Source organism: Novipirellula aureliae, assembly GCF_007860185.1.
In the GTDB taxonomy this organism is placed as follows: domain Bacteria; phylum Planctomycetota; class Planctomycetia; order Pirellulales; family Pirellulaceae; genus Novipirellula_A; species Novipirellula_A aureliae.
In genome coordinates this window covers 415,534-441,172 of record NZ_SJPY01000006.1, presented here as the reverse complement: position 1 = coordinate 441,172, position 25,639 = coordinate 415,534, and the positions used below count along the sequence as shown (strand labels likewise).

The 25,639-nt window shown below is 52.5% G+C and carries 24 protein-coding genes; 14 read left to right on the top strand and 10 right to left on the bottom strand.

The annotated features are described in order from the left end of the window. Window positions 1-84: 84 nt before the first annotated feature. The 3 genes from Q31b_RS19415 to Q31b_RS29700 all read right to left on the bottom strand — a co-directional run bounded on the left by Q31b_RS19415 (window position 85) and on the right by Q31b_RS29700 (window position 2,074). Window positions 85-1,119 carry a DMT family transporter gene (locus Q31b_RS19415; RefSeq protein ID WP_146601294.1) on the bottom strand — a complete coding sequence of 345 codons (1,035 nt, stop codon included), beginning with the start codon at window positions 1,117-1,119 and terminating at the stop codon, window positions 85-87. Window positions 1,120-1,587: 468 nt separating this feature from the next. Beyond that, a complete protein-coding gene (locus tag Q31b_RS29705; RefSeq protein WP_197171876.1) occupies window positions 1,588-1,728 on the bottom strand; it encodes a GxxExxY protein in 141 nt (46 codons plus the stop codon). A 205-nt stretch (window positions 1,729-1,933) separates the two neighbouring features. Continuing rightward, window positions 1,934-2,074, bottom strand: coding sequence for a GxxExxY protein (locus Q31b_RS29700; RefSeq protein WP_197171873.1), 141 nt, complete (start codon window positions 2,072-2,074; stop codon window positions 1,934-1,936). A gap of 1,142 nt (window positions 2,075-3,216) precedes the next feature. Between Q31b_RS29700 and Q31b_RS19400 the strand changes: the two genes are divergently transcribed. Next, a complete protein-coding gene (locus tag Q31b_RS19400; protein ID WP_146601293.1) occupies window positions 3,217-3,762 on the top strand; it encodes a hypothetical protein in 546 nt (181 codons plus the stop codon). Window positions 3,763-3,927: 165 nt separating this feature from the next. Continuing rightward, the gene (locus Q31b_RS28490) at window positions 3,928-4,191 is read left to right on the top strand and encodes a hypothetical protein (RefSeq protein WP_197171871.1); all 264 of its coding nucleotides are present in this window, start codon (window positions 3,928-3,930) and stop codon (window positions 4,189-4,191) included. A 15-nt stretch (window positions 4,192-4,206) separates the two neighbouring features. Here Q31b_RS28490 and Q31b_RS29695 read toward each other — a convergent pair whose 3' ends face one another. Then, window positions 4,207-4,305: a GxxExxY protein gene (locus Q31b_RS29695; RefSeq protein ID WP_197171869.1), complete on the bottom strand. Its 99-nt coding sequence runs from the start codon at window positions 4,303-4,305 to the stop codon at window positions 4,207-4,209. A gap of 91 nt (window positions 4,306-4,396) precedes the next feature. On the opposite strand from Q31b_RS29695, the gene Q31b_RS28480 reads away from it, so the two are divergent. Beyond that, window positions 4,397-4,558 carry a hypothetical protein gene (locus Q31b_RS28480; protein WP_197171867.1) on the top strand — a complete coding sequence of 54 codons (162 nt, stop codon included), beginning with the start codon at window positions 4,397-4,399 and terminating at the stop codon, window positions 4,556-4,558. An 11-nt stretch (window positions 4,559-4,569) separates the two neighbouring features. Here Q31b_RS28480 and Q31b_RS29690 read toward each other — a convergent pair whose 3' ends face one another. After that, entirely contained in the window at window positions 4,570-4,668 is a 99-nt protein-coding gene (locus Q31b_RS29690) for a GxxExxY protein (protein ID WP_197171865.1), read from the bottom strand. A 188-nt stretch (window positions 4,669-4,856) separates the two neighbouring features. Then, the gene (locus Q31b_RS19385) at window positions 4,857-5,237 is read right to left on the bottom strand and encodes a GxxExxY protein (protein ID WP_146601292.1); all 381 of its coding nucleotides are present in this window, start codon (window positions 5,235-5,237) and stop codon (window positions 4,857-4,859) included. A gap of 368 nt (window positions 5,238-5,605) precedes the next feature. On the opposite strand from Q31b_RS19385, the gene Q31b_RS19380 reads away from it, so the two are divergent. From Q31b_RS19380 to Q31b_RS19350, 7 genes are all read left to right on the top strand, one after another. Then, window positions 5,606-7,111, top strand: coding sequence for a sulfatase family protein (locus tag Q31b_RS19380; RefSeq protein WP_231617702.1), 1,506 nt, complete (start codon window positions 5,606-5,608; stop codon window positions 7,109-7,111). 105 nt (window positions 7,112-7,216) lie between these two features. After that, window positions 7,217-8,776: a sulfatase gene (locus tag Q31b_RS19375; RefSeq protein WP_146601291.1), complete on the top strand. Its 1,560-nt coding sequence runs from the start codon at window positions 7,217-7,219 to the stop codon at window positions 8,774-8,776. A gap of 485 nt (window positions 8,777-9,261) precedes the next feature. Continuing rightward, window positions 9,262-10,011: an SDR family oxidoreductase gene (locus tag Q31b_RS19370; protein ID WP_146601290.1), complete on the top strand. Its 750-nt coding sequence runs from the start codon at window positions 9,262-9,264 to the stop codon at window positions 10,009-10,011. A 118-nt stretch (window positions 10,012-10,129) separates the two neighbouring features. Then, the gene (locus Q31b_RS19365) at window positions 10,130-10,732 is read left to right on the top strand and encodes an RNA polymerase sigma factor (RefSeq protein ID WP_146601289.1); all 603 of its coding nucleotides are present in this window, start codon (window positions 10,130-10,132) and stop codon (window positions 10,730-10,732) included. A gap of 37 nt (window positions 10,733-10,769) precedes the next feature. Next, window positions 10,770-13,016, top strand: a complete 2,247-nt coding sequence (locus Q31b_RS19360; RefSeq protein WP_146601288.1) for a WD40 repeat domain-containing serine/threonine protein kinase — start codon at window positions 10,770-10,772, stop codon at window positions 13,014-13,016. Window positions 13,017-13,416: 400 nt separating this feature from the next. Continuing rightward, on the top strand, window positions 13,417-14,007 hold the full coding sequence (locus Q31b_RS19355; protein ID WP_146601287.1) for a YybH family protein: 591 nt from the start codon (window positions 13,417-13,419) through the stop codon (window positions 14,005-14,007). A gap of 106 nt (window positions 14,008-14,113) precedes the next feature. Further along, window positions 14,114-15,142: a zinc-binding alcohol dehydrogenase family protein gene (locus tag Q31b_RS19350; protein ID WP_146601286.1), complete on the top strand. Its 1,029-nt coding sequence runs from the start codon at window positions 14,114-14,116 to the stop codon at window positions 15,140-15,142. Window positions 15,143-15,401: 259 nt separating this feature from the next. Here Q31b_RS19350 and Q31b_RS28470 read toward each other — a convergent pair whose 3' ends face one another. After that, a complete protein-coding gene (locus tag Q31b_RS28470; RefSeq protein WP_197171863.1) occupies window positions 15,402-15,551 on the bottom strand; it encodes a hypothetical protein in 150 nt (49 codons plus the stop codon). Between the two features lie 108 nt (window positions 15,552-15,659). On the opposite strand from Q31b_RS28470, the gene Q31b_RS19345 reads away from it, so the two are divergent. Together Q31b_RS19345 and Q31b_RS19340 are read left to right on the top strand one after the other, a co-directional pair. After that, window positions 15,660-17,201, top strand: coding sequence for a YifB family Mg chelatase-like AAA ATPase (locus Q31b_RS19345; protein ID WP_146601285.1), 1,542 nt, complete (start codon window positions 15,660-15,662; stop codon window positions 17,199-17,201). Window positions 17,202-17,300: 99 nt separating this feature from the next. Then, the gene (locus Q31b_RS19340; protein WP_146601284.1) at window positions 17,301-19,082 is read left to right on the top strand and encodes a serine/threonine-protein kinase; all 1,782 of its coding nucleotides are present in this window, start codon (window positions 17,301-17,303) and stop codon (window positions 19,080-19,082) included. Between the two features lie 104 nt (window positions 19,083-19,186). Here the strand turns inward: Q31b_RS19340 and Q31b_RS19335 are convergent, their stop codons facing one another. Further along, on the bottom strand, window positions 19,187-19,903 hold the full coding sequence (locus Q31b_RS19335; protein WP_146601283.1) for a hypothetical protein: 717 nt from the start codon (window positions 19,901-19,903) through the stop codon (window positions 19,187-19,189). A 187-nt stretch (window positions 19,904-20,090) separates the two neighbouring features. On the opposite strand from Q31b_RS19335, the gene Q31b_RS19330 reads away from it, so the two are divergent. Next, window positions 20,091-22,355, top strand: a complete 2,265-nt coding sequence (locus Q31b_RS19330) for a S8 family peptidase (RefSeq protein ID WP_146601282.1) — start codon at window positions 20,091-20,093, stop codon at window positions 22,353-22,355. A 212-nt stretch (window positions 22,356-22,567) separates the two neighbouring features. Here the strand turns inward: Q31b_RS19330 and Q31b_RS19325 are convergent, their stop codons facing one another. Continuing rightward, the gene (locus tag Q31b_RS19325) at window positions 22,568-23,590 is read right to left on the bottom strand and encodes an aldo/keto reductase (protein ID WP_146601281.1); all 1,023 of its coding nucleotides are present in this window, start codon (window positions 23,588-23,590) and stop codon (window positions 22,568-22,570) included. 233 nt (window positions 23,591-23,823) lie between these two features. Here Q31b_RS19325 and Q31b_RS19320 point away from each other — a divergent pair, with 233 nt between their 5' ends. Continuing rightward, on the top strand, window positions 23,824-24,789 hold the full coding sequence (locus Q31b_RS19320; protein WP_146601280.1) for a glycosyltransferase family 2 protein: 966 nt from the start codon (window positions 23,824-23,826) through the stop codon (window positions 24,787-24,789). Window positions 24,790-24,795: 6 nt separating this feature from the next. Here the strand turns inward: Q31b_RS19320 and Q31b_RS19315 are convergent, their stop codons facing one another. After that, a complete protein-coding gene (locus Q31b_RS19315; RefSeq protein ID WP_146601279.1) occupies window positions 24,796-25,119 on the bottom strand; it encodes a carbon storage regulator in 324 nt (107 codons plus the stop codon). Between the last annotated feature and the right edge of the window lie 520 nt (window positions 25,120-25,639).

Sequence of the window (25,639 nt, the reverse complement as noted above, 5' to 3'; positions counted from 1 at the left end):
GTCTAGCGAAGATCAGGGTGTTTTGGAAACGACCGACTTTTCTCTCGGAGAACAGGGCGACATTGCGGCGAAACCGCCGGATGCCTACTCGGGCACGTCCCGCCGGCGACCTCGGCCGGTCGCCAAAATGACGAGTCCAAGAAACGTCAGAATAATTCCGGCTAGCAACGGCCACGTGATCCGCTCACCGAATAACGTGACACCGACAACTGCGGCCATCGCCACCTGCGACGCATTGATGAGATTGACCGAGACGACCGGTAACGCCTTGAGTGAGGTTGAAAGTGCGATGAAGGCCGACAGATTAAACACACCGCCGAGCACCAAAAAGAGCCACTCAAGATTGGTGATCATCGCGAGGGAAGAAACCTCGATTCGCATAAAAGTGGTGCCCCACAATGCGATCGCGCCGACAATGCCACTGACCAACATCGCCCCTGGTGCTGAGACACCACTGTGCATCGTTTTGCGAAGCATGACACCGAATAACCCATAGGACAGACCTGCCGAAGCGGCACACAGGACGCCGCCCCAGACTGGCAGCACGGTCATTGTCGCGGAGACTGAAAGCTCGGACGCGGGGACGGCTGCATCGGGAACGCTCAGTACGACGACCGCTGCGATCAACACAAACATGGCAACCAAGGTTCGCGGACGCACTGGCTCCCCTAGAATAAACCGGCCAAAAATCGCTCCCCCGATAATCAACGCGCCGAGCGTTATCGGCACGGTGGCTGCCAAGCCAATCGACCCGAGTGCGAATTGAAATATGCCGTTGCCAACCACTTGGGTGACCAACGCGGTCAAGGCAAACCACGGGATCATGTTTAAGCTGGTGGCGATCGTCTGGTTATGAATTCGCATCCAAACGACAAACGGCCCAAGCACAACGATCGTTGGCAATGACTTCATCGCAGCGACCAAAAACGGATCGAGCCCCACATTTTGACGCAGGGCTGTGTTGGCGGCGGTGTACAAGACAGCCGCGGCCATGCCGTATATCGATCCGACAACCAAACCAACCGGTGGCTGTAGTGCGGCGGTCGAAAGTCGTTGATCCGCCATCAAGAATCCTAAAAAATCAATCGTGCCCATGCCGTGCTGGGAAACTTTCTTCAATAACCTTTTCGTCGCTCCCCCGCCTGCTTGCTATTTGCGTACGATTGTAAAGGGATAGACGGCTTTGCAGAAGGACGCAGGCAATCGGACACTCGTCCGTTCTCCCATACACCGAACAGCTCCTGACGATTGATGATTGGATCCGATTTGATTTGTGAAATAGCCAGTGAGCCGATCGGCTGGGGCATCAACCTCGTTTTAAGTTTGTGAGCCTAAGGTAAGTGAGGAGTTGTTATTTTGTGGACCGGATGAGTTTTTTCAACGGACTTTTAGTTCCAGGATTACCAATCGAATTCTCATTCATCTTTTTTCCTCTGTGCCTTCGTGCCTCTGTGAGAACCCATCACGCAGCCTCGTAATGCTTCGCGGGGGTCAGAAATAATATCTCGAATCGATTTGGGGAATGTTGGACTGGGGATGGGAGGGCTCTCACAGAGGCACGAAGGCACGGAGATTAAAAAGGGAGGGTTAGAGCTGACCGTTGATGATTCGGGTGATTCCGGCTTTCATCAGTTCGTCACCGATGTTCAGTAGGCAACCTCGTTTTAAGTTTGTGAGCTTAAGGTAAGTGAGGAGTTGTTTTTTTGTGGACCGGATGAGTTTTTTCAACGGACTTCAGTTCCAGGATTACCAATCGGATTCTCATTCATCTTTTTTCCTCTGTGCCTTCGTGCCTCTGTGAGAACCCATCACGCAGCCTCGTAATGCTTCGCGGGGGTCCGAAATAATGCCTTGGATCGATTTGGGGAATGTTGGACTGGGGATTGGAGGGGCTCTCACTGAGGCACAGAGGCACGGAGATTAAAAGGGAGGGTTAGAGCTGATCGTTGATGATTCGGGTGATTCCGGCTTTCATCAGTTCGTCACCGATGTTCAGTAGGCAACCTCGTTTTAAGTTTGTGAGCCTAAGGTAAGTGAGGAGTTGTTTTTTTGTGGACCGGATGAGTTTTTTCAATGGACTTCAGTTCCAGGATTACCAATCGGATTCTCATTCATCTTTTTTCCTCTGTGCCTTCGTGCCTCTGTGAGAACCCATCACGCAGCCTCGTATTACAAGGGGAACGCTTCGCGGGGGTCAGAAATAATATCTCGAATCGATTTGGGGAATGTTGGACTGGGGATTGGGAGGGACTCTCACTGAGGCACGAAGGCACGGAGATTAAAGAGGGAGGGTTAGAGCTGACCGTTGATGATTCGGGTGATTCCGGCTTTCATCAGTTCGTCACCGATGTTCAGTAGGCAACCTCGTTTTAAGTTTGTGAGCTTAAGGAGTTTTTTCAACGGACTTCCGTTCCAAGATTAACAGTTCATTGGCGATGATGGCCTGTGGTAGATACCGTTTGACCGGCCGGTTCATTCGGACCCAAGGCCAATCCGCTCGACCCTTTTGACTGCGACGACGCAGTTGGAGGAGCCAGAGCTTCGTCTTGCAGGGCGATTCTCCTTTGCATAGAATCCTAGTGAATCCACGCATTTCCCGGACGGCCCCGCTAAATCCGGCTTCGAGTCACACTCGTTTGTAGTCTCGGCTACAGCCGGAATCTGCCTGCAATTCCCTAAATCATTCCGCCAAATGGCGAGACTGCATGCAAAGGCTCAATGCCTATTGTGTTAGTCTTGCCCCAGCGGCATTGGGATTGCTTGGGCCCCCACTGGAGTACAGGGTGTCGATTCGAATTTACTCGAGCCTTGGACTGATCCGAAAAAAACTAGAGTGTCATCATGAGCAAGCGACAGGTTAAATGCCCACAGTGCGAAACTATCATGCTGTTACCCAGTGACATGAAATCCGGGAAAGTCAAATGCCCCAAATGTGCCAAGGTGCTTCAAATTGCGGCGCCAAAAAAGCCGGCTGCCCAAATGGGGCAAGCGTCTGTCCAGCCTTCCCGGGTTGCCACACCTGTAAAGTCGGAGAATCCCTTCGACGATTTTTCGGGAATTCCAGCGAGCAACGCCGCTTCGTTCCCAGCACCAACCGGTCACATACCTGCCTATCGGTCGCCCGGCCCCGCAAAACCGCCGTCGCGAAAACCCAAGGCTAAATCGGGTAGGAGCACAGGATTAAAGATTGCGGCGATTGTTGGAGGATTGGCGTTCGTGACGATCTTGCTTTGCGGTGGTGTGGTGGGTGGGCTTGCCATCTATGGGTATTCCAAGGCTGTTAGCCGGGAAACCAGGGGACTAGAGGGCTACCAGGTGGATGTGCCCCCAGGAAGAATTCGGAAATCGCAACCCATCAATACTCCTAATCGCAAAGCTTACGAAATGGTGGCTGTGAACACAGTAACGGGATCCAACTACTCCTTGGTGGTGACAAAGTTTTCTGGCAGCCAAGACGCGACGGCTCTAGCGGAAGCAACTGTCATTGCCATGCGGGACAAAATAAACAATCCCCAAGAAGTTACTCGTTCCGGGATGAAAGGATTTTCGGGAACCATGAAGCAAGGGGCCAACCTAATTAGTGGATCAGAGTGCGAGTTTTTTGCAGATCAAGGCAACTTTTTGATGCTAACCTACACTCCATTTTCAATCGTTAAGGAAAAGATTGGTTCGAATTCCAGGGTGAAATCCAATGAGCGAAAGTTAGACGATCCAGAGCATTTTTTTGAGTCCGTTTACAAGGGCGACTGGAAAGATCGTTAGGCAACGTAGGCTTTCGATTTTGTTTCTTCCGATGGAACCGCGGCAATGGGCGGATGTAGACCAGGGCCAATAGAGGATTGACGAGGGCTAGCCAGAATCATCAATGATACCATCCTTGAACGCATCAAGGCATTCGCGTGCAGGAAACGCTTCGAGAAGCCAGACATGACGTCTCGGCTCGATTTGACGATTCGGGGATTGTTGGACTGGGGATTGGAGGGGCTCTCACAGAGGCACAAAGGCACGGAGATTATAAAGGGAGGGTTAGTGCTGACCGTTGATGATTCGGGTGATTCCGGGAATGTTGGACTGGGGATGGAAGGACTCTCACTGAGGCACGAAGGCACGGAGATTAAAGAGGGAGGGTTAGAGCTGACCGTTGATGATTCGGGTGATTCCGGCTTTCATCAGTTCGTCACCGAAGTTTAGTAGGTAACCTTGTTTTTAGTTTGTGAGCCTACGGTAAGTGAGGAGTTGTTTTTTGTGGACCGGATGAGTTTTTTCAACGGACTTTAGTTCCAGGATTACCAATCGGATTCTCATTCATATTTTTCCTCTGTGCCTTCGTGCCTCTGTGAGAACCCATCACGCGGCCTCGTATTACAAGGGGAACGCTTCGCGGGGATCAGAAATAATGTCTTGGATCGATTTGACGATTCGGGGATTGTTGGACTGGGGATTGGAGGAGCTCTCACAGAGGCACCAAGGCACGGAGATTAAAATGGGAGGGTTAGTGCTGACCGTTGATGATTCGAGTGATTCCGGCTTTCATCAATTCGTCACCGATGTTCAGTAGGCAACCTATTTTTAGTTTGTGAGCCTACGGTAAGTGAGGAGTTGTTTTTCGTGGACCGGATGAGTTTTTTCAACGGACTTCAGTTCCAGGATTACCAATCGGATTCTCATTCATCTTTTTTCCTCTGTGCCTTCGTGCCTCTGTGAGAACCCATCACGCGGCCTCGTAATACAAGGGGAACGCTTCGCGGGGATCAGAAATAATGTCTCGGATCGATTTGACGATTCGGGGATTGTTGGACTGGGGATTGGAGGGGCTCTCACAGAGGCACAAAGGCACGGAGATTAAGGAGGGAGCGTTAGAGCTGACCGTTGATGATTCGAGTGATTCCGTCTTTCATCAGTTCGTCACCGAAGTTTAGTAGGTAACCTAGTTTTAAGTTTGTGAGCCTAAGGTAAGTGAGGAGTTGTTTTTTGTGGACCGGATGAGTTTTTTCAACGGACTTCAATTCCAGGATTACCAGTTCATTGACGATGATGTCGGCCCGGAATCCCTCATCGAATCTCATCCCAGCAAACTCGATCGGAATCGGTAGTTGTCGATGAACAGATAGTCCAGCTTGCTGAAGCTGCTTTGCCAGAACAGCTTCATAAACGGTTTCCAGCAAGCCAGGACCGAGTGATTTATGTAGTTTGACCGCGCAATCCACAACGATTGTTCCAATCTGATTCTCATTCATCTTTTTTCCTCTGTGCCTTCGTGCCTCCTTGAGAACCCATCACGCAGCCTCGTAATACAAGGGGAACGCTTCACGGGGGGTCAGAAATAATATCTCGGATCGATTTGACGATTCGGGGAATGTTGGACTGGGTGTTGGAGGGCTCTCACTGAGGCACGAAGGCACAGAGATAAAAATGAGAGGGTTAGAACTGACCGTTGATAAAATCAAATTGTGACAAATCCACTAGAGCATTGTTTACCAAAATGCACTAGCATGGTTTCATCAATTCTGACCTAGGCATTCGAGACACGCTGATCCACAACAGACACGGCACTGTTGGGGGGGCAGACTGAGGTCCATCCAGGTCTAAAACTCTAGAGGCAAGTATGAACAACTGCGTATTGATCATGGCGGTCGTAGCCACGATGGCCGTTGGCGGCACCGAGGCCGTCGCACAACCCAATCGTATTTCCCCTCCTAATATTCTGGTGTTTCTGGCTGACGATTTGGGTTACGGTGACCTGGGCTGCTATGGCAATCCCATCATTAAGACCCCGCACATGGACCAATTAGCCTCTGAGGGTGTTCGGCTGACCGACTGCCATGCAGGTGGGACGGTTTGTTCGCCTTCACGCTCCGCCCTTCTGACGGGGCGGAATCCTTACCGCAGTGGTTTCTTTTATATTCAAGGTAGAGATACCCATCTCCGTGACAATGAATTGACAATTGCAGAGATATTGCAGAGCAAGGGCTATGAAACCAGTTTCTGGGGCAAGTGGCACCTCTCTGCCCTGGAAAAGAATAGCCGCGATGAACCGGGGCCCGGTGACCAGGGCTTTGATTACTGGATGGGCACTACGTTAAATGCTTTTGACGGCCCCAAAGATGCGGGCAAGTTTTACCGCAATGGCGAACCGGTAGGCAAGGTAGACGGCTGGTATTGCGATGTTATCGTCGACCAGGCCTCGGATTGGCTTAAGAACAAACGCGACAAAGACAAGCCCTTTTTTATGTACCTGTGCTCACATGAACCGCACACACCGATTTCCCCCCCGCGCGAATACAGCGACCTGTATGATACTCCGAACACAGAAAGACTTGAGAAACAAACGCAGTACGGTGACGTGGAACGTCCCAAACGGGACATCTCTCAATACAAGAAAGAGTACTACGGAACGGTCAATCAACTCGATGATGCCTTGGGACGCCTGATGCAAACCTTGGATAGCCTGGGACTCAAGGAAAATACCCTGGTTATTTTGACCAGTGACAATGGCCCTGAAACACCCGTCACCTTGGAAGAATCGCTAGGTCAGTGGGAAGATCCGATTCGAGACAAGTGTTTCGGTACTCCTGGCGATCTAAAAGGTATGAAACGCTATCCTTACGAGGGGGGCCACCGCGTACCGGGTATTGCCCGATGGCCGGGTGTTATTCCTGCAGGTCTTATCAGTGATAGCCTGTTTAATGGCACTGATTTTCTGCCAACGTTTTGTAAACTAGCCGGCGCTCCCGTCCCATCGGATCGCCCCATCGATGGCATTGACGCCTTCAACGCTTTCTTGAATAAGAAGGTTGATCGCAACGTCCCGTCCATCTGGTTTTATCCGCACCACGGCGATACCTACTTCCGCATGCCCCAGATCGCGATGCGTAACAAGAATTACACGCTGATTGGCTGGCTCCCCCGAAAAGACGAAGGCTTAGGCCTAAAGACTTGGTTCGTCAGCTCCGATCCCGATCGTTTTGAACTCTACGATATGATCGATGATCCTCAGCAGGAACATGACCTTGCAGCAGAAAAGCCAGAGATCGTTGCAGCTATGAAAAAGGACATGATTGCCCTGTGGCGAGAAATGAGGGCCGAAGGTATGGCTCTAAAAAGTGAGTGAAAAAGTAAGTGATGGGCTATCCGTCGTTGACGATGGTTCATCGCACCCGATCGACATCCCGCTAAGTACCATTTTCAAACGCAAGAACAAATGAAGACGAGAACGATGATACCAACTTTTGTACGCTTCACACTCATCGGCTTCACCTTCTCCTTTTTGGGGGCGGTATCTGTAGGTGCGGAGCCTTCGGAGGAGACCTCACCCAACGTATTGTTCATTGCCATTGACGATTTACGTCCGGAACTTGGATGTTATGGTTCAACGATCGCCAAGAGTCCAAACATCAATCGGTTGGCTGAATCCGGAGTGACGTTCACACGGGCGTATTGTCAACAAGCGGTTTGCAATCCATCGCGAGCCAGTTTAATGACGGGACTGCGCCCAGACACGATTCGAGTTTGGGATTTGAGTACCGATTTCCGTACGGCCAAGCCCGATGCTGTAACGCTTACGCAGCAGTTCATGAAAAACGGCTACCATGCCGTCGGAATCGGCAAGATTTTTCACAACGACATTCAGGATCCCGGTTCATGGAGCGAACCCAAGCTCAATATTGACGGCTATCCTTTTGATCCCGACGCAGTCTATCGCGCCAAGGAAAACGTGGCTTGGCTTGAACAGCGGAAGCAGGAATTGATTGCCGAAGGAGATACGCGTCGAATCGACCCCTTTGGCAAGTGGTATCTCAAGCATGTTGCGACGGAAAACGTCGACCTTCCAGATGACGCCTATTTCGATGGTGCCCAGACCTCTGTCGCGATCGAGAAAATGGGCAAATTGGCAAGCGGTGACAAACCGTTCTTCCTGGCGGTTGGATACTATCGGCCGCATCTTCCATTCAATGTCCCGAAACGGTATTGGGACATGTACGATCGCGATAAGATTCGCTTGGCGGAAAATCGTTTTCTTCCGAAAAACGCTCCAATCATGGCCGTTAATACCGCTCGAGAAATTCGCGGTTATACAGACTTCGAACATCAACCTCGCCCGCATGAAGGCTCGTTCCCTGACGACCAGGCTCGGTTGTTAAAGCACGGTTACCTTGCATCGGTCAGCTACATCGACGCTCAAGTTGGTCGGTTGCTTGATACATTGAAAGACCTCAATCTCGATAAAAACACCATTGTCGTTTTGTGGGGCGACCATGGCTGGAAGCTTGGAGAGCACAATAGTTGGTGCAAGATGACCAATTATGAAATCGACACGCATGTGCCGTTGATCGTTCGCGCACCGGACGCAAAGGAAAATGGGAAACAGTGTGATCGACTGGTCGAGTTCGTTGATGTCTACCCTACTTTGTGCGAATTGGCCGATGTGCCATTGCGTGAGGAACTCGAAGGAAATAGCTTTGCCCCGCTACTTGAAAAATGCGACCTGCCATGGAAGGAGGCGGTTTTCAGCCAGTTTTTGCGTGATGGAATCTGGATCGCTCCGGACAACGTGGCCTATATGGGCCGATGTATCCGAACCGAACGATATCGCTACGTCGAATGGAAGAAAAAGAACGACAACGAAATCGTTGCTCGAGAACTTTACGACCTTCAATTGGATCCCCAAGAAAACAACAACGTCGCCGACCAAAAGGAAAACCGCGAAGTCGTAGTCCAACTTGCTGCACAACTGAATGCGGGATGGAAATCCGTCGTGCCGAAACAGGCTGACTAACGCATTGGGGACGATCAAGCGGGAACGGGGGCGTGGTCGCGTCCCAATCCCAGGGTTGCGGTTTGCTATGCTTCGCTCGCAAAACCTTAACCCTGGGCTGTGTTGTTTAACGCCGTTGGCGTATTTGACGAACGTAGGAACGAAAAGGGGATAACCTTGAATCCGCTCAAAAACGAAGCTTTTGAGCAAACCATGCCCGTCTTACGAAAAAACGAAATGCACTAGAGCATTTTGCAGAATGCCGTAGGCTGCGTGTTTAGTGGCTGTGGCTTCCAGTCGCAGCATTCTTCTCAACTGGGGCTGGAAGCCCCAGCCACATCAAAAATCAAAATGCACTAGGCGTTGGACAGCGTGTTCCGCGTTGAAATGACAAGAAGTTTTTTTCGAGATTCCTGTAAGATCACTGGAATTGGCTGGTAATCCCTTTTGAGAACCACGATCGTGGGGAAATACAGCAAAACAGCGACGACAAAGGAATAAAATCGATGGCATTTGACATAAAGAACAAAACCGTTTTGGTGACTGGGGCGAATCGCGGGATTGGAAAAGCGATTCTGAAGGAGGCAATTCGCCGGGGAGCAGTGAAGGTCTATGCAGCCGTGCGAAACGTCGATTCCGCCAACCCGCTGGTTGCTGAATATGGAGATCGGGTCGTACCGATTCGGCTTGATTTGAATGACCCTGCATCGATCGTAGCTGCGGCAGAGACCGCAACGGATGTTGACGTCGTCGTTAATAATGCGGGAGTGATGAAGACGGCTTCGGCGGTCGCGGGCGATGCGATCGAAAATTTACAGTTTGAGATGAATACGAATGTTTACGGCCTGATACGGGTCGCACAAGCGTTTGCTCCCGTCTTGAAAGCGAACGGTGGTGGAGCATTCGCACAGCTCAATAGCGTCGCGTCCGTCAAGACCTTTCCCCATTTCGCGACCTATTGCGCGTCGAAGGCGGCTAGCTATGCGATTACCCAGGGGTTGCGAGGCTCGCTCAGCGAACAAGGTACGCATGTCGTCAGCGTTCATCCTGGGCCGATTGACACCGAAATGGGAGCTGCAGCGGGCTTCGACAAGATCGCGGAATCACCCGATTTAGTCGCGACAGCGATTTTTGACGCCATCGCCGATGGCCATTTTCACGCTTGGCCTGATTCGATGGCCACGCAAGTCGGTAATGCATACCAGAGTTTTGCTGAGAACGTTGTCGAAGCGGATAGGCAAGAAAGCCCGGCATGAGCCCCTGGCGTAGCGGGGCGTATCAGTGCTCCGCTCGCATTGGGATCGTGTCGACTTCGCCGGCTGATAATTAATGGTTACAATGCAGCGTGTCCATTCTTTTCACCCGAGGCATTGTATGACAGGATCCCCACCAACGCGATCGACGTTATTGCTGCGACTCCGCGATCGAGGCAATGGGGATGCTTGGAGCGAATTTGTTCGCGACTACGGCCCAATGATTTATCGTTTTGCTCGTAGTCGAGGCTTGCAGGATGCGGATGCTTCCGATTTAGTTCAGGATGTGATGCGAAGCGTTGGGATGGCGATTGATCGACTCGACTATCAGAAAGAAAAAGGCGGCTTTCGAGCTTGGTTGTTCACGATCACTCGCAATAAGTTGTCGACCTATTTTGCAAAGCGAAAACGATTAGGGCCAATTGGCAATGAAACCGACCAACACGAAATGCTTGGCCAAGCGAGTGATGGACGCAGCGACTTGGATGCTCAATGGGAACTCGAACACCAACGACAACTGGCCGCGGTCGCGATGGAAACTTTGAAACCAACGATCGAACCCAACACCTGGGCTGCGTTTGAGTTGACTGCGATCGAAGGACGCTCGGCAGAGGAGGTTGGTGCGAAAATTGGCTTGTCGAAAGGAGCGGTCTATGTTGCGCGTAGCCGAGTGACGGCGAAACTGCGTAGCGAGATTGAACGACTGCTCGCGGAAGAATTTTAACAAGATCTACGACAATACGTTTCTGTAAAAATCTATCATGCCTATACCAACCGCTTGTCCCACCATCGCACAACTCAGTGGTTTGATCCGTGGCACGTTGTCGGATCAAGACAACGATCGATTGACCGATCACGTGGGGGACTGTACGGCGTGTCAGACGACTCTACAAACCGAGGCAACAGGAGAAATCCCTGTCGAATCTCTGGTGGCTGCTGCACGCGATTTGAACCCACCGAACGAGTCGAATTATTGGCAGGCGATGACTCTCGTTGAAAAGGATCTTTTGAGCGGTCAGGTAGCGGATTTCACGAAAGATCCGTCGTCGCTTGAGACGCTGGCAAAATCCTCGCCTGTGGGCGATCTTGATTTTCTTGAACCCTCGGACGACCCCGCCTATATCGGCAAGCTACATCATTTCCAGATCGCTCGTGTGATCGGACGCGGCGGAATGGGGATCGTACTAGATGCGTTTGATACCCATTTGCATCGGAGCGTTGCGATCAAGGTGCTGAATCCTCAATATCAAGCCAACGACATTGCTAAGCAACGGTTTTGTCGTGAAGGACGAGCTGCGGCCGCGATTTCACACGAACACGTTGTGCCGATGTACCAAGTTGCCAAGGCCCAGGAAGGCGAGGTCGCCTATTTGGTCATGCAACTGATCGAAGGTGATACGCTGGAAAGCCGTATGCGTGATGGCCAACCGCTGCCGCCCAATGACGTCGCTAGGATCGGGATGCAGGTTGCGGCGGGTTTATCGGCGGCGCACAAGCGAGAGATGGTTCACCGCGACATCAAACCGGCGAACATCATGATCGAGGCGGAAACGGACCGCGTAAAGTTGACCGATTTTGGACTCGCGCGAGCGACCGACGATGTAAAGCTGACCAAGACAGGCATGGTCACCGGTACGCCGCTTTATATGTCACCCGAGCAAACGTTGGGCGAATCTGCCGATGAACGGAGCGATCTGTTTTCGCTCGGTGCGGTGATGTACGAAATGGCCACCGGCGTGGCCCCCTTCCAAGCGCCGTCGGCGCTTGGAGTGATGCAAAACATCATGAACACCATTCCCGATCCGCCGCACAAAGTCAATGCTGGAATCACCCGTCCCTTGTCGGATCTGATCATGTCGCTACTAGCGAAGAAACCTGATGACCGGCCTGAGTCGGCTCCGGCCGTCGCCACGGCGCTGGCGTCCATTGTCAACGGATATGGCCCCATTTCGCCTCTGCAAGTTCCCGCCGTGGCTGCTCGCGAAGTGAAGAAACTTTCGGGAAGCTACCGTCGTTTGGAGCGTCGTTGGGTGATGGCGGCATGGTTCGCGGGCGCGTTTGGGGTGCTTAGCTTAGTGGTTGCAAGCATCCTAATGCTACGCTCCGACGCTGGCGATGACTTCCCTTCGGTTGTCTTACCCGATAATCCGGGAGTGGTTTGGTCCTCCGATTTCGCGCCGGATGGCAAACAATTAGCAGCGGCAATCGAAGATGGAAGTGTGCGGATATGGGATATCGACAACCAGAAACTGCTGAAAAGTTTCAATGCGCATCGTGGCATTGTATGGATGGTTGCGTACCATCCCACACGACCATTGTTGATGACCAGTGGCGACGATGAAACGGTAAGAATTTGGGATTCGAAAAACTTTGAACTTGTCAAAGAGTGGAAGGCGATGAATTCCGTTCGCACCGCGGTGTTTTCGCCCAATGGTAGCCGAATCGTCGCGGGCGACCGTGAAGGTACGATCCACGTCTACGACATCGATAGTGGCGAAGAAGTCGCAAGTAAAAACCATCCGGGTTCGATCCTCGGTGTCGACTACTCAAGTGACGGCAAGCTGATTGCAAGTGTTGGAAGTGACAAGGTTGTTCGCATCTTTGATGCTGAAACACTAGTGGAACGTAACGCGATGTCAGGCCACGACGGCCCGATCTACGGCGTCAGATTTGCTCCCAAAGGCTCATTGATTGCCTCGGTAGGTTGGAACGCCAATGTTCGTGTTTGGAACACGGATACAGGCAAAGAGGTATCGAATCTAAAGGGAAGCGAAGGAGATATTTGGGGCGTTTCCTTCTGTGGCGAAGGCACACACTTGGTCACCGGCGAACAGGGAGGCGCGGCCCGGGTTTGGGATTTAGAAAGTGGTAAGCCGATCACAACCCTTCGTGGGCATTCCTCAGCCGTCCACAACGTTTCCCTCGACCGCGTCGCTCATCGCATTGCCACCAGCAGCCGTGACGGAACGATTCGCGTTTGGGATATGAGCAGCGTCGAGCCGGACTGAAAAGCAGCTTCCTCCGAAGAGTATGTGAGTGAATTCTTGGATTCCCAGCGAGAGATAGTGATAGGTTTCCTCAAGCATGCCATGCCCAAAATAACTTACCCGGCGTTTTCCCAGCCCACGAATTCGTCCAATGATCCGATATCTTTTAGACCATTTTGCAAAATGCCGTAGGCTGCGTGTTTCGTGGCTGTGGCTTCCAGCCGCAGCGTTCTTCTCAACTGGGGCTGGAAGCCCCAGCCACGTCAAAATTCAAAATGCACTAGAGCATTTTGCAAAATGCCGCAGGCTGCGTGTTTCGTGGCTGTGGCTTCTAGCCACAGCGTTCTTCTCAACGGGGGCTGGAAGCCCCAGCCACGTCAGAATTAAATGCACTAGCTCCACAAACAGAAAGGAATAACCGATGATCGACGTTTTACTCACACACAATGTGTCGTGTGACAACACAATGAACCAGGGCACGTGTGCTTCGCATCGCCAAATGGCTTGGCTGCGGAACCTAACCGTCGGTTTGTTGATGCTCGTTTCTTCATTGTTTGCGCCCGCGATGGCATGGAGTCAAACTGAAGAGGGCAACATGACCGACGAGGCAGCAGTACGCGAGTTAATCGATCGTTACGCAAAATCGATCGATACGGCGGACATTGATTTGGCAACGAAGGTATGGCAAACGAGTGACGATGTCTCTTTCATTCAGCCACGCGGTCACCAGCACGGCTGGGACGAGATAAGGATCAACTTTTACGAAAAGACGATGGGAGCCAATTTTTCAAAGCGAAGTTTAAAGATCCGCGATCTCGTCGTTCATGTCATTGGCAACGCGGCCTGGGTAGAATTCTACTGGACGTTCGATGCCACGATGCGAAAGGATTTGTCGACCATACGCACTCAAGGTCGTGAGACGCAGGTACTGAAGAAGACAGTGCACGGATGGCGAATTGTTCATGTCCATTACTCAGGTATGCCCGTGACCGGTGATCGCCAAGGATTTTAAGCACTGTGCCCCTTCTTGTACGCTGTCACGCACACAACAACCAAACACCGTCACCCCTTCAAACTCACTCATTTTTCGGAAGTACCTACTCAATATGGAAGAAACCATGAAAGCGATTGCACTCACTCGCTACTTGTCGATTGACGATCCCCAATCACTAATGGATATTGAACTCGACAAACCAGAACCATCCGGGCGAGATTTATTGGTGGCCGTCAAAGCGATCGCTGTCAATCCGGTGGACTATAAAGTTCGAGCTCCCAATGAAACGAACAAAGACATCGTTGAAGCGTCGCCAAAAATTCTCGGCTGGGATGCGGCGGGTGTCGTCGAGGCGGTCGGCCCCGACGTGACGTTGTTCAAGCCAGGCGACGAAGTGTTCTATGCGGGTGACATCACTCGACAAGGCGCGAACTCGGAATTTCACTTGATTGACGAACGGATCGTTGGACATAAACCGAAATCGCTCGACTTTGCGCACGCCGCCGCGTTCCCTCTGACCTCCATCACGGCATACGAAGCGTTCTTTGAACGGCTTGGCATTGATGTCGACGGATCCGACGAAGGAAAAACAATTTTAATTGTTGGCGGAGCCGGAGGCGTCGGGTCGATTGCAATTCAACTGGCAAAGATTGCTGGCTTGACGGTGGTTACGACCGCATCGCGGCCTGAATCCTCCGACTGGGTAAAGAAGCTCGGCGCAGATTATGTCATCAATCATCGCGAGCCACTGCGACCCCAGATCGAAAAGATCGGCTTGAAGTACGTCGACTACATCGCCTTGTTCAACGACACCGACGGGCACTGGAAGGCGGCGACTGATCTGATTCGCCCTCAAGGACATATCGTTACGATCGTGGAGAACAACAAACCACTTGAAATGGATGAAATGAAGTTAAAGGCAGCGACGCTTTCCTGGGAATTCATGTTCGCTCGCTCGATGTTTCAGACGCCTGATATGATCGAGCAACATCGCTTACTAAGTCGCATCGCCGCATGGATCGACGAAGGCCGAATTCAAGGTACCGCTGGCGATGTGATGTCGCCGATTAACGCAGCGAACCTTCGCGCTGCTCACGCAACTTTGGAAGCAGGCCGGGCGATCGGCAAAATCGTGATCGAAGGATGGAGCTAAACGTGTCATCCAGCGCTAGCCCGGATTTTTCACGAGACACCAAACAAAAAGGGCCTTTCTTGCGTCTAAGTGTTTAACAACAAAGGAGAAGAAAAGGTACGGGAGAAGAAAAGGTACGCGGACTCATTTCTGGAGAAGAAAAGGTACGCGGACTCATTTCTGGGGAATTGGGAGAAGAAAAGGTACGCGGACTCATTTCTGGGGAATTGAGGGGCTGTTTCATCGCTCCGAGGGCTGGCGCGGGGGTAGACCGAGATTGTCAACTTGAAACGTCGGCTCGGTACATCGAATGCCGCAGGGCTGTGTTGACGGCGGTGCACAAGACCGCCGCGGCTATGCCGTCTATCAATCCGACTACCAAACCTACCGGTGGCTGCAACGCGGCGGTCAAAAGTTGTTGATCCGCCATGAAGAATCCTAAAAAATCAGTCCGTCAACCCCGCCCGCTTCGTAATTGTGTACGATTGTAAAGGGATAAAGTACTTTGCAGAAGGACGCAGGCAACAGGACAAAGGCAATGCTGGCTCGACTGAAGACTTTCACACTCTTGGGGATCGAAGCGATGCCAGTCGACGTGGAGGTTGACATCTCCCCCGCCGCGCTGCCCAAAACCATTCTGGTCGGATTGCCCGATGCGGCGGTGAAAGAAAGCACCCATCGGGTCGAGCGGGCGATCGTTAACAGTGGATTCATCCGCCCGCATGATCGCATCGTGATCAACTTGGCTCCTGGCGATTTGCCCAAGCAAGCGGCCTCGTTCGATCTGCCCGTCGCTCTCGGCGTGCTAGCCGGCAGCGGTCAATTGGTACTCGATCAATTGGAAGAGTATGCGGTTGTCGGCGAATTGGCTCTCGAGGGGTTAACGCGGCCAATCAAAGGTGTTTTGTCGATCGCAATTGAAGCGGCCAAGAATTCTGAGTTGAAGGGCATCGTCGTTCCCTCGGAAAACGCAGCCGAGGCTGCCGTCGTGGAGGGGATCGAGGTGATTGCGGTGCAAAGTCTGGCTCAAGCGGTCGCTTTTTTCTCTCAAGAAATTGAGCTCGACCCTGTCCCCAACTGTGTCGACCAGTTGTTCGAAAAATTCAGCGTTTACGATCTCGATTTTGGGGATGTGCGAGGTCAAGAATCGGCGAAACGAGCGATGGTGCTCGCCGCCGCTGGCAATCACAACCTAATCATGGTCGGGCCGCCCGGTAGCGGCAAAACGATGTTGGCCAAACGAATGCCTACAATTCTGCCTCCGCTAACGGCAACCGAATCGATTGCGACGACGCGAATTTACAGCGCACTCGGACAACTGCCGCCCGGCCAACCGCTGTTGGCGTGTCGCCCCTTTCGTAGCCCGCATCATACGATCAGCGATGCTGGACTCGTCGGCGGCGGTAGTCCACCCTCACCCGGTGAAATCAGCAAAGCGCACAACGGGATTTTGTTTCTCGATGAGTTGCCGGAGTTCAACCGCAAAACGCTCGAGGTAATGCGTCAACCACTCGAGGATGGTGTGGTAACGATTTCGCGAGCCCTTCGCAGTTCAACTTTCCCTGCCGACTTCATGCTGATCGCTGCGGCCAATCCATGTCCCTGTGGGTACCGAAGCGATCCACGGCGGACGTGTAACTGTTTGCCCACGCAGGTTGAGAAATACATGTCGAAGATTTCGGGGCCCTTGATGGATCGAATCGATATTCACATCGAAGTACCGGCAGTCCCCTTTGATGAATTGGCGGCCAACGATTCCGCAGGCACCACCAGTGCTCAGATGCGTACCGATGTGATGAAGGCACGAGAAGCTCAAGAGCAGCGGTTCGGAAATGGCCTGATTCAATACAATGCGATGATGAGTAGTCGGCAAGTACGTCAATACTGTAAACTCGATAAACCGTGCCAACAAATGCTTCGGCACAGCGTCGAGGAGATGGGATTGTCGGCACGCGCGCATGACAAAATTTTGCGAGTAGCACGAACCATTGCTGATGTCGCAGGCGACCCGTCGATCGAAGAAGTCCACTTGGCCGAAGCGATCGGCTATCGAAATCTCGATCGCGATTTCTGGACTTGAAATCGCCGTAGTGGATCTTGTTAAAGATCCTGATTGCGATTGGATCTTTCACAAGATCCGCTACCCACCCTTTTTACTTCTCTACATTAGAACGAATTGATGTCGACGTCTCCTGAATTTCTTGGTCCTTATCGAATTGGAAATGTGCTCGGTCGTGGAGGAATGGGCGCGGTCTACGAGGGAGTGCATGAGCGATCGGGCGAGAAAGTCGCTGTGAAACTGATTTCGCAAAGCATAGGCGATGAACCGCGATTCCGTCGCCGGTTCGCTGGCGAAGTCGAAACGCTCAAACGACTCAAGCATCCCGGTATCGTCCGTTTGGTCGGTTACGGCGAAGAGAACGGCCAACTCTTCTATTCGATGGAATTGGTCGAAGGCGAACCGCTTCAAGCGATGATACGCCGCGAAAAACGACTGACGTGGGAAACCACCATCGACCTTTCAATCCAAGTTTGTGCGGCGCTCAAGCATGCGCACGACTTTGGTGTCATCCACCGCGATTTGAAACCAGCCAACTTAATCCTCACGCCCGATCATCAGGTAAAGTTGGTCGATTTTGGGATCGCCAAGCTGTTTGGATTTGGCGAGCAAACGATGGCCGGTTCGGTACTCGGAACCGCCGACTACATGGCTCCAGAACAAGCCGACGGTGATGGGGTTACCGTTCGCACGGATCTCTACGCGCTCGGCAGTGTCATGTATGCGATGCTGACCGGAAAGCCTCCTTTCAATAACAAAAGTATTACGCAGGTCATCAAATCACTGCGCAATGATAAACCGGTTCGCTTGGACCGCATCAACGAAGATCTGCCGATTGCGCTCGTCGAACTCGTCCACCAACTGTTGGAAAAAGATTCGCGAGATCGACCGCCAACCGCTTTGTCAGTCATGAATCGACTAAAAGCGATGCGTGCTGGCTTGAAACATCAACAAACACTGAATGGTAAACAATTGGGGACCCACCATTCTCTCGCAAACGAAACCGGCGAAAGCGACTCGGCGATCGAAGACGCGAGGACACCAATTGCTGGTAGCGAAAATGGAACCATCTCCAAAACGGTAGCTACCGTCAATTCACGCAACACCGATGCAACCGTTGGCACCGCGGCAAGAGGCAAGGATGAAACGGAGTTTGAAATCAAAGAACCTTCAACTCATTTCCAAACGGTTGATGCGGAGGAAGAGCGATCGCGTCACGCAGCCAAGGGGCATAGCGCCGAGGCGGAACGTTGGAGGCATGCGATCTCCGTTTGTGCGATGGGCGCCGCGTTGGTCGCTTGCGCTATCCTTTTTTTCAAGGCGCTCGAGAAGCCGACGGCAGACGAACTCTATCAATCGATCGTTCAGCAAACGGAATCGGGTGATTTACAAGAAGCCGTGGATGAGATTGGGCAATTCCTGAGACAATTTCCTGAGGACCCGAGAGCGGCGGAGGTGACCCAGTTCGATCGAGCCATTGAACTCAAACGAACATTACGCAGGCTCGGTGTCCAAAACAAACTGGGGATCACGCCTTTGAGTGCCGCCGAACAAGGTTTTTTGGATGCCATGACCGGACGGGAACAAGATCCTCAAACGGCCATCGAACGCCTCCGGCAATGGTTGGCGATTTACGATGCTGATACCATTCAAACCAACGAAGCGATGAATTCGATGATTTTGTTAGCAAGCAATGAAATTGAACAATTGCGTGAGCGATATCCCGAGGTACTGATCGATTCTCGAGCACAGGAATTGATCGAGCGAGTCGATACAGCGCTCGAAAAGATGCCAATGGAGAAAGCGCGTTCGGTACTCGAAGGGATCATCGAACTGCACCGCGACCAAGAGTGGGCCGCTCCCGCCGTCGAAGCCGCCCGACAGGGGCTGGATTCGCTTTAAGGCGATTGTCTGGTTCTCCGAGCGGAAAGCGTACTCGCCTAGGAAAGCGAAGGAAGAGATGAGCCAATCGGTGGGCGCGATCCGCTCGGAGAGCTGAGCGACACTTAGGCGGCTTTGCGTGTTTCGGCCAGCGTGGTTTGATAACGCTTCCATGTGCCGGCGTCCCCGTGGAACACGACGGTCGTTTCGTGGCAAACTCGTTGCAGATTCCGTAGCGTGGTCGGATTCTGCCACGACGGAGCGTCTTCGGCAATCAACACCACATCGACGCGGCCAACGGTGTGGCAGAGACGGAGCAGTTCTTGGTCAAGACTTCCAGGGAAAATTTGTGGTGAGATCCCCGCGCTGCGTAGACGCTGGTGAAACTGCATCAACGACATCGCAGCTTCGTTGTGCTCCGGCGAGCTGGCCATTTCGAACGAGTCGATGGCGCAATAGCGAAGGGGCGAACCGGGATTGTTCTTCTGAATCGCCGAGACGACCGCGACCGCACGTGAGCCATCGCCCACTCCGATTTCCAACAACGACGCAACCTTCAACGGCGCAAGCAACTTACAAAGTCCCGACTCGACGTTCGATCGCCCAAACCCAAACAACCCTTTGGCGACAGTCGTTTTCGTTGTAGCTGTTTTCGTTGTGCCTGTTTTCGGGACGCTCGTCTTCGTCTCGTTCGCATTCGCTTCCGGCTCCCTCCCCTGCGAGGCTTGGCTCACCGCTGGAGTCGTCTCGCCAATCTCCGAAGTGGAGGCTGAAGCCTCTGTTTCGGGCTTTTCAGTTGCGGAGCGACCGCAAAGGGAATTCCACAATTTTAACAGCGACATCGAACGAAGGCCTCTCTTATCCAGTCTTTCGTGGTAACAGATGTAACGTCTACTCACGTTGTATCGGCAAATCAGATCACAAAATTCGATTCGTTGTCTCGGAATTCCGATTAGGTAGAAAAGGCGTGAGTCTGCGATCTAGGTTTCCCTTGGCGAGTCCCAAACCAGTGCAAAGCGAGCGTTGCAGATGAAATTGATTCAAGACGACTTTTCCTTCGACGATCTTAACCGTATCGAAATTTGTGAAGAAAGATTCGCCTTGTCGGCATCGCTACCGGGTGATCTATTGCTAGAAGCTCTATCGATTGGCAATACGTCTAGCGATCTATCGGCTCCAACAAGTTTGCCAACCGTTGACTCGCAGTTGCTCGAACAGCCCGCCAGCAGTGACCTCCGTCCCGATTTACTAGATCAAGCAGCGGAGATCCGGAACGCAGCAACAATTGGCAGCGGTTCTGTTTTCGAAGGTCATTCGTTTGATGGCAGCGGCCAAACGGTGGCCGTGATCGATAGCGGCGTTGCTTGGGACCATGTCGCGTTTGGCGGCGGATTTGGGCCTGGCTATCGAGTCGTCGGCGGTTGGGATTTTGCCGAAAACGATGCCAATCCCTATGACGACGGTCCTGCCGGGTTTCACGGGACGCACGTCGCAGGGCTATTGGCAGGAAAGACCGACGATTTCGCGGGTGTGGCACCCGGAGCCGATATCGTTGCCCTTCGTGTTTTCGATGACACCGGCATGGGTGAGCTGGACTGGATCGAAGCGTCACTAAAATGGGTCCACGATCACCGCGACAGCTTTGCTTCACCGATCACCACCGTCAACTTGTCCGTCGGAGCAGCACTCAATGCCGATAATCTAGACGAAGCCCAAAGCATCCTCGAAGATGAACTGCAATTGCTTCGCCAAGACGGAATCCTCGTCTTTGCCGCTTCAGGAAACTTTTTTGGTAGCTCGGTCTCGGATCAGTCGATCATGTATCCCGCGTCGAGCGAATCGGTCGTGGCAGTAGGCTCCATCGGCGATGATGGGCTGCTAAGCACGTTTTCTCAGCGAAATGACGGCTTGTTAGCAACCGGCGGCGAATCGATTCGCAGCGCAGTGCCCGAACATGTCTATGGATGGGATGGACATGTTGACGATTTTGCGACACTCGATGGGACCAGTATGGCAACTCCGCAAATCGCCGCTGCCTCGATGTTGGTGCGGCAATCGATGATCGACCAAGGCTTGAACCCGTCGATCGATGACATCTTGATGCGACTGAGGGATTCAACTCAATCTCAAACGGATCCGCTGACCGGGGCTTCCTACAACGTTGTCGACTTGTCGTCCGCCCTACTGGCTCCGAGTGCAGACGATGTCGGCGATTCGATCGATTCTAGCGGAGACCATCTGCCTGACTCGACAAACTCCGGTGCAGAGATTCGTTACTTCCCAGGATCCAATGAGAACGATTCGTATGTGCTCGATCTCACCGATGGGATTGTACTACGTAGCGGAGGAAACGAGTATCGTTTTGAAACGACAGGCTCGTCCCCCTTCGAAAACGATTCAGGGTTCGCAACGTCACCCTTGGTGATCGATGTCGGAGGTGGTGCGGATTCACTCCATATCATCGGTTCGAATCAAGCGGAGCGACTCATCATGCACCCCGGATCGACGGGTGGCAACATTAGCACCTTGTCGACGAATCGGTTCCAGATCGAACTTCGCGGCGTCGAGTCGTTGGTCTTCGATGGTGGTGGCGGTCCAGATCGAGCGAGTTTGTACGATTCCCCAGGGGACGATACGCTTCGCTCAGGGCCAAACCAGGCGGAGTTGTCGGGTGTCGGTTTTCAGTTCAATGTCAACGAGATCTCAAAAATCTTCGTTCATGCGACCGCAGGCGGCTATGACACCGCTTTCATGACCGACTCCGCAGGGGATGACACATTGGCCGTGAAACCTCAATTCACGAGTCTTCGATCGGACGACACGTTTCAAGCCGCTTACGGTTTCGAGCGAGTCTTTGCCTACGCAACCGCTGGCGGTCATGACAACGCATCGCTCTACGATTCCGCAGGCGATGACACCATGAACGTCTCTGCCGCGCGTTCGATTATCACCGGCCCAGACTATCAAATCAACGCTCGAGGGTTCGAGTCGGTCGAGGCATTTGCGATCAATGGAGGCGTCGATACCGCAAACATTTACGCAGATGAAGTCGACAGCCAATGGCACCGTGCTCCGGATCGATTGCAGTGGACCGGGCAAGATGGAACGACCCGAATCGCACGCCAATTTGAGCGAGTCCAAGCATTCGAACAATACGAGCCGATCCCCCTATCGACTCAATCAATCGACCAATCGAGTAGCCTTCAGGCGATTCTCGACAATCCCGAAGAACGGCTTCGCCGTGAACGATTGGCATCCCAATCGGTGTTTGATTTGCTGGGGCGCGAATCATAGTCTTGCTCGCCTCAACCTCACACGACAACCAGATCAAAAACCAAGGCTGGTCGTCGTGGACGAAACCTTGACGATGCACGAGGCCGGATAGGCTGTTGCTTTGTAGCGAAACTCGCCAAGAGTATCGGCCACGGTTAACAATTATGCCGGGGAGGCGAAAGTCTTGGCAACTTTCGCGACGGTAGGAGTCCCGATGCTGGCGAGAGGGACCTTCATTTTCCGCCGTACCAAACCCCGCGTCGCCAATTGTGACGTTCAAGCAGCGTGAGCATATCGGCGGGAAGGTCTCGCAATTGGCTCGTTCGAGTATTCTGTTCGACTTGCTGGACGTTCCTCATGCCGGCGATCACGGTACTGACTTCCGGACGTGACAATGCGAACTTCAATGCCACGTCGGCCATCGTGTAGTCTTCCTCTAAACCGAATGCAGCGAGATCTTCGCGAATCGCCTCGGCCCTTTCGACAGACCGCTGCATCCGATCGCCCGCGAAATAGCGGTGTCGGAAATCATCCTCGGGAAATACGTGGTCCGCGGAATACTTGCCCGTCAACACACCTTCATCGAGTGCGACTCGTACAATGACTCCCGTACCTGTTTCAGCCGCAACCGGTAACAACTGAGCCATCGGTTCCTGATGAAACAGGTTAAAGATGACCTGCACAACATCGACCAAACCATTTCTCATCAATTGAATCACGCAATCTTGATCGTGCTCAGGAGTACTGACGCCAATCAGATTGATTTTCCCCTCGTCGCGGAGTCGATGCAAAACCATCAAGGGCTGTGGGTCATCGTTCCACGCTCGCGTCCAAGTGTGAAGCTGCAGAAGATCGATTCGCTCGACGCCCAGGTTCTGTAGACGATCGTTTACATTGTCACGTAAATAGGCAGCCGAATATCGGTCTTGCCAGCGACAGGTTGGGCTAGGCGGCCAAGGCCCATCGGCAGGCGGCGATTTGGTCGCTACAAAGACTTCTTCACTGCGGCTTTTCAAAACCTCCGCAATCAGCTTCTCGCTATGCCCGTCTCCGTAGACCGCAGCGGTATCGATAAAATTGACGCCGCGATCAATCGCTGCATTCAATGCTAGCATTGATTCCGCATCTTGCTGCTGGCCCCATCCTCCGCCGATCGCCCAGGCACCAAAGCCAATCTCGGAGACGCGAATGGAAGGAGGGACTTGGTTTGCCGCTTCGGCAGGCCATTTGGAGGCGGAAAGTAGGCGAGTATGCATGGTACAATCATCGGTTGCAGGATTTGGAATATTTTTTCCGATGGCAAAGTTTGCCGATTGAAAGCGTGCGTTCAGTCATGATGACAGAATCGGTGACCTTTCTCGACCGATTGGTGCGAACGTCTCATCTGTGACGCCTGTTTTACCGAAAATGACTCTTAACGACGAGCCTGTCGTTTTGGACCACAACCGCTAGCAGGCAATGCTGGCATTCTTTTTTGCAGGGTGAATCGGTGGCAACATCCCCAACGCGATCGCGACTTTCGATTGTAGTGCCTGTTGGTCAGGACACCGCAGCCTTTGAAAATGCTCTCGTCAGTGTCTTGGAACATCAACCGAGAGGTTGCGACGTCATCGTGTCCCATGACGGGCGGTACGATGACCCTTTTGATCTTGGTGACGAAGTTCAGTTTGTCACGGCAGAATCATCGAGTCCACTCGATTTGATCACCAGCGGAGTGCAGCGATCACGCGGCCGATTCGTACATGTATTGGCAAATGGGTTAACTGCCACCGCGGATTGGGTCGATGCTGCACTTGAAAAGTTCGAGCATGAAGACGTCGCTGCCGTCACTCCCGTGGTTCGGAACCGACGCAGTGGGAAAATTATCGCAGCAGGATGGCACGATCGTGAGGTTCGTTTGTGCCAACCGAGTTGCTCATCCGCGACGAAGGTCAATCGCAAGGAGGCCGCGAAAATTGATGGATGCTTCTTAGAAGCGTCGTTTTGGCGGCGTGAAACGTTAACCGAACTCCTCGACAGTTACGTTGGAACAACCAAAACCTTCGAAAAGATGGCCGTTCTTGAAGCTTCCTATTGTTCAGGATTGCTAACAAAAGGGGCGAATTGGCGTTCGACAACCGCCGAAGCGTGTGACATTTTGGCAGACGAACACGTCGCTTCCTCGATCGCGAGCTTGTGGGATGACTCGTCGTTTCAGCGAGGCAAAAGGCTAGGGGCGATTCGCCAGCGGATTACGGGAAAAGAAGCCTCTCTATCTGGTACGGCACGGAGCGTCGTGGCCAATCTTACTCGTCCCAGGCGAATGATCGAGTCATTGGGGCAACTCTCCAGCCGCTCGGCTGCCGCCGAAATGCAGCGACGCATTGACACCGACCGAGTGACTTCGAGGGAAGACACCAAACGCATCACGCCGGTCTTCAACGAATGCATCGCCAGCTTTCGCCGCGCCGCCTAATCGCGACTAGCGATCCGCTTGGCTGGCGATTGAAACGCTCCCGTTGTTTGCAATCATGCTGATCGGAGCCCAGTTCGAATGATCGTTACGCCCCCGACCTCTGAGCGGTGCGGACTCTCGACTTCCAAGCTTTGCTTGCGGTGGAGCGGCTGTAGCTTTCACGTCGCTCGACTTTTCTTCGGTCGCATTCAATTCCCCTCGCACGATACGGACGTCCTTCGGGGCTTCGATACCGATCGCCACTCGATTGCCAGATAAACGATTCACCGTCAACACGATGTTATCGCCAATCAACAATTGCTCACCTTCTTTGCGGCTTAAAACTAACATTTCTGTACTTCCTTGTTTATTAGGGGAGGATGAATGGTTGCAGGCTTTTCAAGACCAATGTCCCATCACGCTGAATACTTGAGCAAATCCCAAGCCAATTATCCTTTTTTTTAATACAATTGGCTAAGTCTCTGCTTCTCACCCAGCTGCGAGGCTAAAAAACCGATTTTTTTCAATGTTTTCATAAAAAAAGTCAGTTCATCAACTCGTGACATACGTATTGGACACTCCATCTTGTTCGCTGGTTCTCGAACCTGTCGAAAACGCAAAACGATCAATCCGTCTCTAAATGAGACTAGCAAACGGAAGGCTGTTTTGCTCGACACAACAAGTATCAGCGACCGCGGTGACAAGTCTGGTCACGCTAAGATGAAATTTTAAAAAATTCGGAGATTTCGTTTGGTTTCATAGGTTCAAACGGGGTCTTCAGGCTTTATCCAACACCTTTTTCCCCCAAGCAAGCCGGTAAAGCTAAATAACGAACCCCTCCACATTTGGCACTAGTATCTTTGCCCGGCTG

What these genes read in the sequence shown, in the direction of transcription:
- Q31b_RS19375 (WP_146601291.1), top strand. Translation starts at nt 7,217, where the DNA reads ATGATACCAACTTTTGTACGCTTCACACTCATCGGCTTCACCTTCTCC.
- Q31b_RS19335 (WP_146601283.1), bottom strand. Translation starts at nt 19,903, where the DNA reads ATGTCGCTGTTAAAATTGTGGAATTCCCTTTGCGGTCGCTCCGCAACT.
- Q31b_RS19365 (WP_146601289.1), top strand. Translation starts at nt 10,130, where the DNA reads ATGACAGGATCCCCACCAACGCGATCGACGTTATTGCTGCGACTCCGC.
- Q31b_RS29690 (WP_197171865.1), bottom strand. Translation starts at nt 4,668, where the DNA reads ATGAGAATCCGATTGGTAATCCTGGAACTGAAGTCCGTTGAAAAAACT.
- Q31b_RS19370 (WP_146601290.1), top strand. Translation starts at nt 9,262, where the DNA reads ATGGCATTTGACATAAAGAACAAAACCGTTTTGGTGACTGGGGCGAAT.
- Q31b_RS19385 (WP_146601292.1), bottom strand. Translation starts at nt 5,237, where the DNA reads ATGAATGAGAATCAGATTGGAACAATCGTTGTGGATTGCGCGGTCAAA.
- Q31b_RS19360 (WP_146601288.1), top strand. Translation starts at nt 10,770, where the DNA reads ATGCCTATACCAACCGCTTGTCCCACCATCGCACAACTCAGTGGTTTG.
- Q31b_RS19355 (WP_146601287.1), top strand. Translation starts at nt 13,417, where the DNA reads ATGATCGACGTTTTACTCACACACAATGTGTCGTGTGACAACACAATG.
- Q31b_RS29695 (WP_197171869.1), bottom strand. Translation starts at nt 4,305, where the DNA reads ATGAGAATCCGATTGGTAATCCTGGAACTAAAGTCCGTTGAAAAAACT.
- Q31b_RS19340 (WP_146601284.1), top strand. Translation starts at nt 17,301, where the DNA reads ATGTCGACGTCTCCTGAATTTCTTGGTCCTTATCGAATTGGAAATGTG.
- Q31b_RS19380 (WP_231617702.1), top strand. Translation starts at nt 5,606, where the DNA reads ATGAACAACTGCGTATTGATCATGGCGGTCGTAGCCACGATGGCCGTT.
- Q31b_RS28470 (WP_197171863.1), bottom strand. Translation starts at nt 15,551, where the DNA reads ATGGCGGATCAACAACTTTTGACCGCCGCGTTGCAGCCACCGGTAGGT.
- Q31b_RS19345 (WP_146601285.1), top strand. Translation starts at nt 15,660, where the DNA reads ATGCTGGCTCGACTGAAGACTTTCACACTCTTGGGGATCGAAGCGATG.
- Q31b_RS19325 (WP_146601281.1), bottom strand. Translation starts at nt 23,590, where the DNA reads ATGCATACTCGCCTACTTTCCGCCTCCAAATGGCCTGCCGAAGCGGCA.
- Q31b_RS19315 (WP_146601279.1), bottom strand. Translation starts at nt 25,119, where the DNA reads ATGTTAGTTTTAAGCCGCAAAGAAGGTGAGCAATTGTTGATTGGCGAT.
- Q31b_RS19330 (WP_146601282.1), top strand. Translation starts at nt 20,091, where the DNA reads ATGAAATTGATTCAAGACGACTTTTCCTTCGACGATCTTAACCGTATC.
- Q31b_RS28490 (WP_197171871.1), top strand. Translation starts at nt 3,928, where the DNA reads ATGACGTCTCGGCTCGATTTGACGATTCGGGGATTGTTGGACTGGGGA.
- Q31b_RS19350 (WP_146601286.1), top strand. Translation starts at nt 14,114, where the DNA reads ATGAAAGCGATTGCACTCACTCGCTACTTGTCGATTGACGATCCCCAA.
- Q31b_RS28480 (WP_197171867.1), top strand. Translation starts at nt 4,397, where the DNA reads ATGTCTTGGATCGATTTGACGATTCGGGGATTGTTGGACTGGGGATTG.